Below are 14,285 nucleotides of genomic sequence, written 5' to 3' on the forward strand. Positions count from 1 at the left end.
GTGACAACAACCCTCACCCGCACCCTGAAGCTGCCCTCGCTGGTCCTGTTCGGGCTGGCGTACCTCACCCCCATCATCGTCCTGGGGATCTTCGGCATCATCGCCGAAACCACCGGCGGCGCCGCGCCCGCCGCGTACGTCGTGGCGCTCGTGGCCATGCTGTTCACCGCGCACAGCTACGGCCGCATGGCCATCGCCTACCCCGTGGCCGGCTCCGCCTACACCTACGTTCGCCGGTCGATCGATTCCCGCGTCGGGTTCCTGGTGGGCTGGGCCGTCCTGCTGGACTACCTCTTCCTGCCCATGGTCATCTGGCTGATCGGCGGCTCCTACCTCAGCGCGCAGTTCCCTGGCATCCCCATCGGCGTTTGGATCGTGGGCTTCATCCTCATCACCACGCTGCTGAACATCCTGGGCATCAAGGTGGCGGACAAGGCCAACTACGTGCTGATGGCGTTCCAGCTGCTGGTCCTGGTGTTCTTCGTGGCGCTGGCCATCGGCAGCGTGGTCTCCGCCAACGGCGCCGGGGGACTGGTGAGCACGCAGCCGTTCTTCAACGACACCGCCAGCTTCGCCACCATCTCCGCCGGCGCGGCCATCGCCGCGTACTCGTTCCTGGGGTTCGACGCCGTCACCACCCTCACCGAGGAAACCATCAACCCGCGCCGGACCGTGCCGCGCGCCATCATGCTGGTGGCCCTTATCGGCGGCGGCATCTTTGTGGCGGTGTCCTACGTGACCCAGCTGGTCCACCCCGGCGGCGTGTTCGAGGATTCGGCGTCCGCGGCCAGTTCCATCGCCCTGCAGATCGGCGGGCAGTTGTTCGGCGCCGTGTTCCTGGCAGGCCTGGTGGTGGCACAGTTTGCCTCCGGCCTCGCTGCGCAGGCCAGCGCCTCCCGCCTGCTGTACGCGATGGGCCGCGACTCGGTCCTGCCCAAGGCGGTCTTTGGTCGGCTGAGCGAGAAGTTCCACACCCCGGTGGCGAACCTGATTGTCACGGGCATCGTGGGCCTGATCGCGATCTTCCTGGACGTGGCCACGTCGACGTCGTTCATCAACTTCGGTGCCTTCACCGCCTTCACGCTGGTGAACGCCTCGGTGGTGTTCCACTATGTCCGCCAGGGCAGAGCCGGGCAGCAGCTGAACCCGGTGTCCTACGTGGTGGTTCCGGTCATCGGCGCCATCATCTGCGCCTACCTGCTCTCCCAGCTGGACAGCAATGCCATTACGCTGGGTGTGTCCTGGCTGGTGCTGGGCGTGGTGGTGCTGGCCCTGATCACCCGCGGGTTCAAGGCGGCGCCGCCGGAGATGACGGCCACGGAGAAGGCGACGGTCGAGGCGGCCGCCTGAGCCTGGCGTTTGTCAGCCGGGCCGTCGCGTGGCGTAAGGGAAGGAACCATGGTGAGGATAGCGCTCGGGCAGCTGGAGTCGGGCACCGACATCCAGGCCAACCTCGTCGCGATGGACCGGTTCGCCGCAGAGGCAGCTCGCGACGGTGCCGCGCTGGTCGCCTTCCCGGAGTACGCCACCTACGAGAAGAAGAAGGTGGACGCCACCTTCCCCGCGGTGGCCGAGCTGCTCGACGGTCCCGTGTGCCAGGAACTCGCCGCCATCGCCCGGCGCCACCACATCGCGCTGGTGGCGGGTGTGGTGGAAACCTCGGACGAGCCGGGCCGGGCGTACAACACGCTGGTGGCGTTCGGGCCCGACGGCGGCCGGCTGGCTTTCTACCGGAAGATCCACCTTTTCGACGCACAGGGCTTCGGGGAGTCCACGTTCATCAAGCCCGGACCGTCCACCGATCCGGTGGTGTTCGAGTGCGGGGGAGTGCGCTTCGGCCTGATGACCTGTTACGACCTGCGGTTCCCGGAACTGGCCAGGTCGCTCGCCGACGCCGGCGCGCAGGTCCTGCTGGTGTGCTCGTCCTGGGTGCCGGGCGAGCACAAGACCGAGCAGTGGCTGGCGCTGAACGCGGCGCGGGCGATCGAGAACAGCGTGTATGTGGCAGGGGTGTGCCAAGCGCCCCCGGTGTCCGTGGGGCGGAGCGTGCTGGTGGATCCGATGGGGGTTGTGGAAGCTGACCTTGGGCTTGCCGCTGGTGTTCGGGCGGTGGAGGTGTCGCTGGAGACGGTGGACCGGGTGCGAGAGTCGTTCCCGATGTTCCGGCAGCGGCGGCTGCTCTAGGCCGGCTGCATGCCAGAGCTTCATGAAGGCGAACGCGCGCTGCATCCGGTGGCGCGGGTTTAGCGGGACGGCACAGTCGGGTACTAAACCGGGCATATCGCGCCTGAGTGAGCGGGCAGTTGAGCCTACTCGAGCCGCTTCCGAGCGCAGGTGGGAGTCACTTTGTCGAGGAGTCTGAACGCGCCGTGACCTATCAAGCTTGGATCTATGAATACAATCACCATAGATTCAAGCGCCACTGGCGAATTCTCACCTTTCGGCCGCGTTCACACCTCCGAGAGGTGCAACCACGGAGGAGTAAGCGATGACCGATATCGAGAGCATCACGCTGGAGGCAGAGCTTGTCGGCGAGGACGCCACGCGTGACATTGCAAAGGCTGTAAGCGCCCGTCATTCGATCGCTCGCAAGTACGTCATGAGGCTCCGCCGGCGCCATCCGGATGCGACGCCCGCTGAGGTGATCCAGATGTTGGAGCGTCACTACGCAACCTCGATTACCACTGCTGGTGCTCTCATCAGCGCCGGCGCGATCGCAGCTGATATTGGTATCGCGATGATCCCCGGAGTAGGGGCGGCAGCAGCCGGCATGAAGAGTGCGGGGCAACAGGCCGCCACGAAGACTGGCAAGGAAGCCGTCAAATTGGCCGCAAAGAGCGCTGCCAAACAGGCAGCGAAGAACATGGCGATGGGCACTGCGAAGAACGGTGCACAGCGCGTTGCTGCTCTCCTTCCCGCAGGCGATGAACAGCTGCAGTTCGAGATCACGGCGGTGTTTGCTCTCGCTATTGCCGATATTCACGGAATGGATCTCGATAAAGACCAGGCCCTCGCCCTTGTCTATGGACTCTCGAATGAACGAGTGAGCCAGAAACAAATCGCGGCGATGGCTACGGACCTATCGAGCGCGTCGGCTGAAGGTGCCGTCGGTGTTGGCAATAGGGTCGCTGCCGGCCGCACGGATTGGTCACACTGGGCGAACACGCTCGCGGAGACCCTCCCTGGAGGCGCGGCGCAGACTTTGGTTCGGACCATGGAGACCGGTCAGCTGGAGACCGTGCGCCAAAATTTGAGCGGAAAGCAGCAGGCAACGATCGAATACGGAGTCGGAGCCTTGGCAGGAGGTGTCACGCGCTTCGTGTTCGGTCGAGAAGTCGTGACCGCCGCCCGCGCTGCGTTCGCTGAAGCCCCAGACACGTTCCCCGAACATCTGGCCGTCAATGCAAAAGATAATCCCGAGGCCGAAGACCGCGAGATCGAACAGAACCGAGCTCTCGCAGCAATGGAGGACGCCGCTAAGGTGACGGGAAACTGGATCGCAGGCACTGCCAGCACAGTCGGAGGCGGCGTCGCGACAGGCGCCGTCGCAGTGGGCACAGGGGTAGCAACCGCAGCCGACACGGTAACGCGCGCGTTCCGGAGCGTGGACATCGACGGAGACGGGATCCCGGATGAGCCCCAGGCCCTCACCGCGGTCAAGGGCGTTGGTGGCGCCATTGCCGGCACGGCGGGCTCGGTCGGCGGGACCGTGGCAGGTTTATTCAAACGGAAGAAGCGCGACGAACAGACGGCTGACGGGTCTGAGACCGGCAGCGAGGAAGCGATCCAGGAATAAATCCCCGAAGAGGTTAATTACCTGCGGAACGCGGCCGAGTTCCCGTTTAGCGTTCGAGGTTGTCCTAATTCTTTAGCCAGTGGCCGTCTTCTATTTGGCCCTAACGTCGATGCTTGGGGGTTGATGTCTTGTCAGATGACTTGGTAACTGGGCTCCTGCCAGTGCTTGGCAGGTCTCTCGAGCTGGGTTTCAACGTCTTTGACGTCATGCACCACGGACTCCACGAGAAGCAGATCTCCAATGTATTCAGATGGTTGTTGGACCCCGAGCAGACGCACAACCTGGGCGACCGTTTTCTGCGGATCTTTATCGACGAGTGGAACCGGGTTTCGGTGGGGCGCGCCCCCCTTCCACATGGCAGCTACTTGGTGCGCCAGGAGGTGAACACCTCGGTGGGCGGGGCGGGAGCGGACATCGCCGACCTTGTCCTTGAGAGCGAAGATGCGGTCATCGTCATCGAGAACTACTTCACCTCTGACGGTCACGGTCACAGTTACAGCGGTTACCTGGCGTTCAGCGTCCGGGACGGCAGGCGTGGCGTCGTCGCTCTTTTGTGTCGCGATGAGGATGTGTCCCTGCAGACCTTGGGGTGGGAGGACGCCGCGGTCCTCACGTATGGCAAGTTAGCTGAGCGACTGCTGGAACACGTCGGTGGCGACAGGGCTTACCAGCGGAAAAATCCCGATTCCTATGCGTTCATCGAGCAGTTGCACCGTAAGTTCGTTAGGGGAAGAGGTCGCGTGGGTGATCAGGAAGTGCTCAACTTCGTTGTTGCCATGTGTGATTCCGGGGAAATAGGCAGATACCAGGAGCAGCCGCAGGAAGTAGCCGCCGAGCGCTTCGCTGATGACCTTGCGGTGCAGGCGAGGGAACGGTTTGGCGAGGGCCGCGACCTCCTCCAACGAGCCAAGCGCCGCCTCAGCGTGTTCAGCGAGGGTCCTCTCAGACGCCAACTCAACGCGACTTGGGGCGAGGGGTTTGTGGTTGGAGTCAACGCCAGACTCGCGGGGATATACCAGTGGACCGTCAACATTGACGTGAAGGAAGAATCGAACGTCTTGGGCCAGTCGCTGCTCCAACTCAAGTTCGGGCCGTCAGCGTGGTTCGCCAACGAACGGGATCCGAGCTGGACCCGGACCGTTGATTCGAGCCAAGCGGACTACTCGCGATTGTTCCTTACGTGGCCCGGCGTCAAAGAAGTCCGTCAGTCGACCGTGAGCATCCATGACGTGCTTGACGGCCTCGAACCCGCCGACCCTAGGCTCCACGACGAGATTAGTGGGTTGCTCAGCGGAAACTGAAGGCTGCCGGACGGGGGTGCACTCGACTTGTCGGAATTTCCTGTCAGTCAAAGGGCGAAGACGACTGGGAACTGCTATCCAGCGGTCTCGCACTCTATGGCGAAGTCCAAGAAACTGGGAGACGTCAGCCCGTGATTAGCCTGATGCAGCTCAGTCAGCAACTGGATACCACTTACATCGTTAATCTCCTGACGGAAGTTCTTGGGTTACAAAAAACGCTTAGCCATAGGAAATTTTTGTAACTCGTCAGAATGTCAGTCACTGCGGATAAATTTCCCGTATGACCGAAAAGGGAAAAGCAAAGAAATCAGCTGTGACAAGACGCTGCCCGGTGTGCGGGCACGAATCCTGGCGTATTGTCTACGGAATGGTTATGCCCGACGTCATTGAGCAATATCCGAAAGCGGAATTCGCCGGCTGCGTCATTGTGCCCGAAGACCGCTTCTACTTTGCTACCGGCAAAGTTGAAAGTGGCATAGCCAAGTGGGCTTGCCAAAATGACGAGTGCCGCCACCGCTGGTGGTAGACGGCACTCGTCACTTTACGACTCGGCCTCTGCTTTGGTGTGCCGTGCCTGACGGCGGATTTCACCATCTCCGGTTCGGCAGAAGATCAAGACTAGTTCACTCACTTTTTGACCGGTGATGCCCTCCACCATGCCTGCATAGGTCGACAGCTGGCGCCAGTAAGCCGCCAGGGTCTCCTGCGTGACACTGATGTCAGTCTTGAAGTCGGCGATGACCAGGGTTTCGTCGTCCTCGCGGTACATCAGGTCAATGATGCCTTCGAGAGTCATTCCGTTGTGGGGTGTGACCACGGGAAGCTCAAGCCAGTGCTCCCGGTCAGCCGCACGCTGTACAGGCGTGCTGCATAGTGCAGAACGGGCACGTTCAGCCAGGCCAGCGGGATCTGCCAGGCCGGATGCGCTGGCGATCCTTTCGGCGAGCACTTCGAGGTTCTCGCTGTCTCGCAGGTCACTCAGCTCGAGCAGCCGGTGAAGAGCCGTACCGAATTCCTTGCCATGTTCCCCGCCGGACGCTGCCGAGGACGGCAGCGAGCCATCCTCGTCAATGCTCACAAAATGCGGGGTCCTGTCGATCTCAGACGCGACCAAGTCGTCACCTCCTTTGGCAATTGCCGTGACGGAGGTGGACGACACGAGGGCCGAATTCTTCTGCCAAAGATCCCGTTGCTGCCGCCACTCTTCAAACGCTTTGACGGGTTGGACTTCGTGGGCTGTCCTCGCATGGAGCGGCATGTCCTCCGGAATACGGAGATCTGGCGCGGGAACAGCATCGGCTGCGTCCTTGAGGAACTGGCCGAGACTATTCCTGGCGTTCACGTAGTGGGAAACCACAAGGTGGCTTTCCGCGCGGGTGCATGCAACGTAAAGCAGGCGGCGCCGTTCTGCATCATCGAAGTCCTTTTCGATGTCCTCAGCGGTTCCGTATCCTGCGGACCGTATGTCGCCGATGAAATGCACCTGTACTTGTGAGCTCTGATCCCAAAGGGCTGCCGCCTTCTGGTTGTTGGGTCCGGAGCCTGTACCGGCGAGAATCACCATTGGGAACTCAAGCCCTTTAGAAGCATGGATGGTCATGATCCTGACGGCCTGGACGTCCGTTTCCGGCACTACAGCTTCTTTGACCCGTGAGTTTTCCTCCTGCTGCACGGCCGCCCACACCAAGTAATCGCGCAGGCTGCCGTGGGTGGCCTCCGTCCAAGCCCGTGCTTGATCGATGACAAAGCGTAGCCGTCGCCAGACGTCCCGGTAGCGCGCCGCATCAATGGCTGCCTCGAGCATGCGTCGGTCAGCGGCGAGGTGCTCCATAATTTCGGCCGGTGTCATCACCTCTATCTCACGGCACAGGGCGGCAAGATAAGCGATGGCGAGTGCGACGGTGGAACTTTTAAGCGCATCGGGCGCCTCCGCAAAGAGGTTCCAGCGGCCTCCAGCCCGCTTCCACTCGAACAGTTCATCATCACCGCACCCGAACATCGCCGACCGAAGGGACAGCACAAGTGCCGCCTCATCCGCGGTATTGGAGATTGCCCGCATCGCGAGCAGCAGATCGGTCACCTCCTGCGTGGAGTAAACCAAAGACGAAGCCTCAGCCCGGTACTCAATGCCGGCGTCGTCCAATGCATCCTCGAGGGCGGCGAGGGCTGTCCGGGTGGGGATCAGGACACAAATGTCCTTCAGCTCAACCGGTGAGCACCTAAAGCCCTGGGACCGCTTGCTTTGCTTCTGCCACGCCGGCAGCCCTGCCGTGCCCGTCGCGACTCTGATAGCTGCGGCAACATCTGCAGCTTCCTGCCGGCGCATGGCATCGGCCGAGACCTTTCCCGCTTCGTCGGCCTGTGCACCGCCGCGACCAATGATTGAGACGGCCGGGCCGTGTTCATCGCTCCACTCGGGACGCTGAGGATCGGGTGCCAAGGCGCGGTATTCCGGCTGGACCGTGCCGTTCGCCGTGATGAGCTCGCCGAACGTGCCGTTGATCCACTCAAGCAGTTTTCCCGTGGACCGGAAGTTGGTCTGGAGAGAAGCGGTCCTGGAATTCCTGTCTTCTGAAAAGCGCTGCTGTGCCGCGAGGTAGGTGGCGATGTCGGCCCTGCGGAAGCGGTAGATGGACTGCTTCGGATCCCCGACCGTAAACAGCCGGCCTGGGGGTACGCTGAGCTGCTCCCAGCCGTCGGGCCCACAAACCTCACTAGCGGCAATCCGCGTGGCCAGTTCAGCCTGGATAGGGTCCGTGTCCTGGAATTCGTCCAGCATGATGCAGCGGTAGCGATCATGCAGGACAGCATGGACAGCCTGCTTGTCCTGGCCGACAAGGAGGTCCCGGGCGTGGATGAGGAGATCGTGGTACTCAAGCTCGCCGCTGCGCTGGCGTTCGTGAGCCGCCTGAAGAAGGACCTCGGCCATGGCGGCGGTAACGGTTTCAACGGCGGGCTGCACAAAGCTGTTGCGCAGGGCTATCGCATCCTGGGCGAGATCTTTGCAGGAGCTGCGTACTTCCGCGACGTTAATAGACCAGTTGCCCCTTTGCCCGATACGAGAGTCGGGTCGCGGCACCGCATGGAGCAATTCGAGGACAAGGCCCAGTTCGCCTGTCTCGGCCTCCGCAAGGCGGCCGTGCCAGCTCTTGATGAGTTGGATGGCGGCTAACAGTCTGTCAGCACGGTCGGTGCAGTGGTCGGAATGGGCGACAACGTCAGTGGCCTTGTGCAGAAGGGGCTCCAAGTCAACTGTCGGAATGGTGCGCCTCCGGGGAGGATGGCTTCCCAGCCGGTCCCAGTTGGCGTCCAGGTCAGCCGCAACGTTTTGCAGGTGATCCAGCGAAACGCCGACGGCGAGGAGTATACGGAGTGCGTCGTCAATGGACGAGTCGGTGAACAGTTTCTGGCGGGCATCTTCCCACCGCCGCGTGAACGCAATCTGGGACCGCAATTCATCCACAACGGTGATTAGGGGAGGGACTCCAGCCTCGATGGGATGTTCGCTGATGATGCGTGCTGCAAAGGAGTGAATGGTGCCAATGGGAGCCGTATCCAGCTGGTCGAGCGCCCGCCGGCGCAGGTCTGTGGGGCTGGCATCCGTCAGCTGCCGGCGGACCCGTTCCCGGAGCTCACCTGCTGCCTTTTCGGTGAAGGTGATGGCTGCCACGCTCTTGAGTTCGACGCCGGCGTCAACCATCGCGCAGATGCGCTCGACGAGTTCATGCGTCTTGCCGCTGCCTGCACCCGCTTCAACGAAGATGTTCGCTTCGAGCCCCTGCCCGATCAGTGTTCGGTCGGTCTGGTCTGTGAGTTCCATGAGTTCCGGGTTCATTTCTCCGCCTTCAGGAGCTGGGCATAGGGCTGCAGTTCGGGGGCGTTTTGAAGCTTAAGCCATTGCTGGCCAAGCTCTTGGGCGCCCATCATGGTGGTGAAGTTGACGTATCGGTCGGACTCGGGCCGTGGCGGGAAGACTCCGTTCCGCAGCGCAGTAATGATGAGACCCACATCCGCGCGCAGTTGATCTACAGCCTCGTCAGTCACGGTGTAGCCGATTTTCTTGAAACCGCCTGCTTTCGAGATGAACCAGTATTCCGCTGCGACATGGGACGAATTGTCGCGGAGGGTCCGGGCAAACAGTCCGTAGACGGGAAGCTGGTACCGAGTGCCATCGGCAGTCGGGTGCTTCGCGAGCGGCTCATAACCTTTCGACTTGCCTGTCTTGTAGTCGATCACCCGGATACTGCCATCGGAATGCTGGTCAATCCGGTCCACCTTTCCCCGGAAGCGAACCGTAGTGCCGTCGTCGAGAATCAGTTCAACAGGCGGGTGGCTGTCCCTGTCCTCGGACCCGAAGGTCGCCTCCTCGGCGAGATACTTCCAGCCTTCGGTAAAGCTGTCTTCGTCGTCCGCCAGCACACGCTTTAGGTCTTGGCGGAGCATGGCCTGATTGCGGTCCCACACGTGGCTGAGCCATGCCGGATTTGCGACGTCCTCAAAAGCGGAGTCTGCCAACTCCATAAGGCGGTCCAACGACGGGGGAAGGTCGTCTTTCGTGATGCTGCGGACGTAGTCTTCCAGCACTCGGTGAACTAGGTTGCCCCGTTGCTGCGGCGAAATCTGCACTTCGAGTGCCGAGTCCTCCAGGATGCTGACTTTCAGGACGTGTTTCATGAAGTAGCTGAACGGGCTGGTGACCCATTCCTCAAGTCGGGTGGGGGACAGTGGCTTTTCGGGGTCCGCGATGATCCCCGCAAATGCACCGAGGTTGCCGTTGAACCTGGAGAAAATGCCATCCCGCCTGTCGCGCGTTGCAGCCAGCCCATGCTGCAGCGCCCTGTCCTCTTCCAATACGGAGGTGCGCTCCCCGGCAGTAAGGATACGACGGAGCCGCCATTCCTGGGCTGTGGGGGGCAGCGCGTCGGAGGCGGGTGCGCCGTTCTCGATGCCGTGGGCGAAGGACCGCAGCTGGTTCTGTGGCTCAGGCTTGCGGTTGATCCAGCGTGACACTTCGTAGCTCCCGGAGCCGCGCAGGTCCCCGCGGGGGCTGGTAATGAACCGTTCCGATCCTGTAGCGAGGGCAGCAAAGAACTGCTCCTTGCTGGCTTCGGCACGTTGCTCCACCGTGGGGAGACTCCCGCCCAGCATGGCACGGGCGCTGTCGGGAAGCAGAGGGTTCTCCCGTGTCCGTGCTGGGGCAAGCCCTTCCGCAACCCCCATAAGAAAGACGACATCAAGGTCCCTGGCGACCGCATCAGCGAAACTGCCCACGGCAACCCCCGTGCCGCTCTTCCCGGTCCAGCGGCCTTTTGAGGCTATGCCGTCTTCCAGGGCGCTTTGTAGGAGCGCCGGGCGGGGCGAAGGGCCGACAAGGTCCAGATGCCGGAGATCCGAGGCGGCTTCGACCAGCGCGTCGCGGGCAGCGCTTTTCTCCGGACGTTCGCCAGCGCCCCTGGGACCCATGAAGTCCTCAAGAAGTGAGATCAGCGACACGGAGGCGTCATTCCATGAGGCAGCAGCTAGGACTTGGCTTATCCGTGCCGCAAGGGCCTCTTTGAAGGACTGGAAGATCCGGAACTTTTCGAGGTAGTCCGCGTGGGCGGAGGTGTCTGCTCCTGCATAATCCTCTTCGGTGGGTGGATTTGCATAGAACCTTTCACATGCTGCGCTACTGGGCAGTTTCTGCTCATGCCAGGAGAAGGCACCCTCCGCATGGATGTTCAGGATGGCGCGTTCGTCCAGATCCTGTGGGTCCAGTTTCAGCAACTGAAGGAGGCCGCGTGCCAGGGGCGAGTCCATGAGCCGGTGGGCTGATGGACCGACGAAAGTGACTCCCGCCTGGCTCAGGCGCTGGCTGAGCAGCGCGGCGTAGGGCTGGGAGGCCGAGTGGAATATTCCGATACGGTGGCCTGGGGTCCCTGCTGCAAGCCGCTCGACGACGAGGCGCACCACGGCGCGGGCTTCATCGTCGGCGTCGGACGCTGTCAGTAGTCTTACGCCATTCTCTGCCGAGCCGGCCGCCGTGAGATGCTGCATTCCGGCCGCGTCGAGGCTCGCTCTGAAGATTGCCTCGCCGGGACGGTTTTCTGTACCGAGCATGAAGCCGATGATGGTGCCGAGCCGTTGCGTCACCGTCCTGGTCCCGAGCTTGTCGCTGGCAAGGGTAAAAGCCTCATGGTCCGTGTACCACTGCCGGCCCAGAGCCTCCATTGAGGCACCGTGAAGCCGGAGCACTTCCTGCATGAGCTCGGGGAGTTCCGGGTCGGCGGGATCCGGAACCGCGTCGAGGAGCTCGGCTGTCCGGGCTATCGCACGGGCAGTCGAGGGCTGGTCGGCGACATCCTTGAAAAGCCCTGGTTCGTCCAGCAGGACCCGGCTCACTGCTCCAAGCCGGAGGACGGGAAGAAGGGGACGTCGCCCGTTCACAGCGTCGTCGTCGGCGATAAGTTCGGTTGCGAGGTCCTTGAGTGTGAACGCCCTGACCCCTACACTCCCGGCGCCCCGGTTGAGGGTCCTGCCCAGGTAACGGGTCACGTCCAGGCCCGCGGCGTGGGAAGGGACCAGGATGGTGACGGGAGCCAGCGGATCGGCGGCCTGGGCATCGCTGATCATTGCTTCTAGCTCGGCCAAAGCGAGACTCACCGAAGGGAAAATCGTGCAGGTCATGCAACACCACCATAGTTGTACTCGCGTAGGGACTGGGATCGTTCTGGTTCTCTGAGCAGAGCCATGGTCTTCGACTCGATCTGGCGGATGCGCTCGCGCGTGACGCCGTAGGCCTTGCCGATGGCATCCAGGGTCTTTTCCTCGCCGTCGTCCAGACCGAAACGCATCGCAATGACGCCGGCCTCCCGTTCAGTCAGCGTGTCCAGGACCGCGTGAACTTCGGCCCTCAGCTGTCCCTTCGCAATCTGCTCAATAACATCCACGTGCCATGGATCGAGGAGTTGGTCCGCCAGCGGCTCCAAGCCGCCCTTGCCGTCCCGAACAAGGACGTCCAGCGAGCGTACTGGCTTGTCGAGGGTAAGCAACCGTTCCACTTTGGCCGCGGCCTGATCCGTGAGCTTGCCGAGTTCCTCAAGACTGTATTCGAGGCCCTTCCGGGCGGCTTCACGCTGAAGGGCCTGCAGCTTATGGATCTGCTCCACCATGTGGACCGGAAGCCGGATTGTTCGGCCCTGATCCGCCAAGGCACGAGTCACTGCCTGCCGGATCCACCACGTGGCGTACGTCGAGAATTTGTAACCCAGGGTGTAGTCGAACTTGCACACGGCCCGGTGCAACCCGATATTTCCCTCCTGAATCAGGTCCAGCAGGTCCATGCCGTGATACACGTATTTCTTGGCGATGGACACCACCAGCCGGAGGTTCGCCTCGAGCAACGCGTCTGCAGCCCGCTGGCCCATCTGGGCGATCATCCGGAGCTCCCGGGTTTCGCGGCGCCCGCGGGCAGGGCCTTCCGCCAGCAGGTGGGCGGCGTAAAGGCCGGCCTCGATGTCCTTGGCGAGCTCCACTTCCTGCTCGGCTGTCAGCAGGTCCGCGCGGCCTGCCCGCTGGAGGTAGTCCGATACCCCGTCGTCGCTGAAGCCCTCGAGGCCCCTGAGTTCCTCAACCCAGCCGGAGTCTTCAAGATCAAACGACGTCGGCGCGGTCTCGTCGTCCTCCTCCACGGGAGGCTCCACCACCGGCTCCAGCTCACTGCCGACCTCCGGTCCAGCGCCGTTCCCGGGCGTACCCGCCGCGGGCTCACCGGGCTCGGGCCGTGAAGCCTCTTCAGGTTCGGCCTGGCGGAAGAACTCCTCCAACCCGTCCTGGTCCGTCCTGATGTCGAAGAACCCCACGTTGCGGGCGAAGGGCAGAACCTTGCCCAGGAACTCCTCGCCCTGGACGTCCGGGTCCTCCACGGTGCCCTTGGAGTAGAGGACAACCAAACGTCCGGGCCGCCCGTCGGCCTTCTTGCGGATAACGCGGCCGAGCCGCTGCACCATCTGCCGCTGGCTCCGGTTGGCTGCAACGATGATCCCGAGGTCGGCCTCGGGTACGTCGATGCCTTCGTCAAGGAGCCGCGGCGCGGTGAGTACCTGTGATGCGCCGGTGCGGAAATCCTCCAGGCCCTGCCGGCGGTCATCCTTGGCCATGCCGCTGAACACGGCCGACGCCGTCGATCCGAGGGACGTATACAGCTCCTGTGCCCGCCGGGCTGAGTCCTGGGTCTGCGTGAAGACCAAGGTCCCGCGGGACCCATCAACCGTTCCCTTCAGAGCTGCCAGCGCCAAGTACTTTGTCTTCGCTTCCGCCAGCAGGGTGAGCCGCGAGGACATTGCCCGCATGTACCTGCGCGCGATGGTTGCTTCCCGGCTGGGCGAATCCGAAGCGGCCAGCGCGGCCACGGCAGTGATGAACTGGGGGAAGGGCCGCCGCGGGATGCCGGCGTACGTCTCCAGGTTCCGCGCCGCCTCCACCATCACCGTCGAGAACTCGTCATAGTCATTCTGTTCCGACGGCGTCAGATCAACGCCGACCAAAGCGATGTCGAACGGGGCGATGACCTGGTCCTTCAGCGCACGGTCGTACCAGAGGTTGTAAATGACGCCGCCGAAGTAGGGGGTCAGGAGGTTCTCGTGCTCACCGTCCGCCCTTTCGAACGTGGCTGTCAGCCCAAGCCGCCAGGCGTACCCTTCCTGGAGGGCGCCGGTGAACATGGGCGCCGCATAGCGGTGGCACTCATCAGCGATGATCAGTCCGGCCTTGTGCGAGCGGAGGGTCTCCCGGTTGGACGCCGAATGAACGATGGCCACGAGGATGTCCACCTCATCGAGGGAATCGGACCGGCCGTCGCCAAGGGCACCCCGCCGCGCGGAGGGCAGGTCGCGCCGGAGGGACACCAGCCATTGGCGCTGCAGCTCGGCCGTTGGCACCAGGATCAGGACTTTGATGCCCTGCCGGACTGCTTCGAAAGCGGCGGCGATCCCAACACGGGTCTTGCCGGAACCGGTCACGGCCTCCACCACGCCGCGGCGCGCATTCGAGTGCCAGGCCTTCAGCGCCTCCTGCTGCCACGGATACAGGAAGGCGTAGTCGTAGGAGGCAGGCACCGCCGCGGGCGGAGCGTGGACGGGCACCCGCGGAAGCGTCGCGACCGGGTGGGACCCGGCGTCGGCTAGTTCTGGCATTTCATCCCCCATTGG

8 protein-coding genes are annotated in these 14,285 nt (G+C 62.9%); 5 read left to right on the forward strand and 3 right to left on the reverse strand.

Features of this window, described 5'->3' with window-relative positions:
- The 5 genes from ACFC25_RS10700 to ACFC25_RS10720 all read left to right on the forward strand — a co-directional run bounded on the left by ACFC25_RS10700 (nucleotide 1) and on the right by ACFC25_RS10720 (nucleotide 5,623).
- Entirely contained in the window at nucleotides 1–1,350 is a 1,350-nt protein-coding gene (locus tag ACFC25_RS10700; RefSeq protein ID WP_376045133.1) for an APC family permease, read from the forward strand.
- Between the two features lie 48 nt (nucleotides 1,351–1,398).
- The gene (locus tag ACFC25_RS10705; protein WP_376045134.1) at nucleotides 1,399–2,184 is read left to right on the forward strand and encodes a carbon-nitrogen hydrolase family protein; all 786 of its coding nucleotides are present in this window, start codon (nucleotides 1,399–1,401) and stop codon (nucleotides 2,182–2,184) included.
- Nucleotides 2,185–2,488: 304 nt separating this feature from the next.
- The gene (locus ACFC25_RS10710; RefSeq protein WP_376045135.1) at nucleotides 2,489–3,796 is read left to right on the forward strand and encodes a hypothetical protein; all 1,308 of its coding nucleotides are present in this window, start codon (nucleotides 2,489–2,491) and stop codon (nucleotides 3,794–3,796) included.
- Nucleotides 3,797–3,909: 113 nt separating this feature from the next.
- Nucleotides 3,910–5,097, forward strand: a complete 1,188-nt coding sequence (locus ACFC25_RS10715; protein ID WP_376045136.1) for a PD-(D/E)XK nuclease family protein — start codon at nucleotides 3,910–3,912, stop codon at nucleotides 5,095–5,097.
- Between the two features lie 280 nt (nucleotides 5,098–5,377).
- Nucleotides 5,378–5,623 carry a hypothetical protein gene (locus ACFC25_RS10720; protein ID WP_376045137.1) on the forward strand — a complete coding sequence of 82 codons (246 nt, stop codon included), beginning with the start codon at nucleotides 5,378–5,380 and terminating at the stop codon, nucleotides 5,621–5,623.
- 15 nt (nucleotides 5,624–5,638) lie between these two features.
- On the opposite strand, the gene ACFC25_RS10725 is transcribed toward ACFC25_RS10720, so the two are convergent.
- Genes ACFC25_RS10725 through ACFC25_RS10735 form a run of 3 tightly spaced genes read right to left on the reverse strand, consistent with a single transcriptional unit; the run spans nucleotide 5,639 to nucleotide 14,270 of the window.
- Complete coding sequence (locus ACFC25_RS10725) at nucleotides 5,639–8,932, reverse strand: UvrD-helicase domain-containing protein (protein ID WP_376045138.1); 3,294 nt, start codon at nucleotides 8,930–8,932, stop codon at nucleotides 5,639–5,641.
- Nucleotides 8,929–11,763, reverse strand: a complete 2,835-nt coding sequence (locus tag ACFC25_RS10730; RefSeq protein ID WP_376045139.1) for a PD-(D/E)XK nuclease family protein — start codon at nucleotides 11,761–11,763, stop codon at nucleotides 8,929–8,931. The genes ACFC25_RS10725 and ACFC25_RS10730 overlap by 4 nt, the downstream gene beginning before the upstream one ends.
- The gene (locus ACFC25_RS10735) at nucleotides 11,760–14,270 is read right to left on the reverse strand and encodes a sigma-70 family RNA polymerase sigma factor (protein ID WP_376045140.1); all 2,511 of its coding nucleotides are present in this window, start codon (nucleotides 14,268–14,270) and stop codon (nucleotides 11,760–11,762) included. Before ACFC25_RS10735 ends, ACFC25_RS10730 begins: the two co-directional genes overlap by 4 nt.
- Nucleotides 14,271–14,285: the final 15 nt, after the last annotated feature.

Source organism: Pseudarthrobacter sp. NPDC055928 (genome assembly GCF_042270935.1).
Lineage (GTDB): Bacteria > Actinomycetota > Actinomycetes > Actinomycetales > Micrococcaceae > Arthrobacter.

What these genes read in the sequence shown, in the direction of transcription:
- ACFC25_RS10725 (WP_376045138.1), bottom strand. Translation starts at nt 8,932, where the DNA reads ATGAACCCGGAACTCATGGAACTCACAGACCAGACCGACCGAACACTG.
- ACFC25_RS10730 (WP_376045139.1), bottom strand. Translation starts at nt 11,763, where the DNA reads ATGACCTGCACGATTTTCCCTTCGGTGAGTCTCGCTTTGGCCGAGCTA.
- ACFC25_RS10710 (WP_376045135.1), top strand. Translation starts at nt 2,489, where the DNA reads ATGACCGATATCGAGAGCATCACGCTGGAGGCAGAGCTTGTCGGCGAG.
- ACFC25_RS10735 (WP_376045140.1), bottom strand. Translation starts at nt 14,270, where the DNA reads ATGCCAGAACTAGCCGACGCCGGGTCCCACCCGGTCGCGACGCTTCCG.
- ACFC25_RS10720 (WP_376045137.1), top strand. Translation starts at nt 5,378, where the DNA reads ATGACCGAAAAGGGAAAAGCAAAGAAATCAGCTGTGACAAGACGCTGC.
- ACFC25_RS10705 (WP_376045134.1), top strand. Translation starts at nt 1,399, where the DNA reads ATGGTGAGGATAGCGCTCGGGCAGCTGGAGTCGGGCACCGACATCCAG.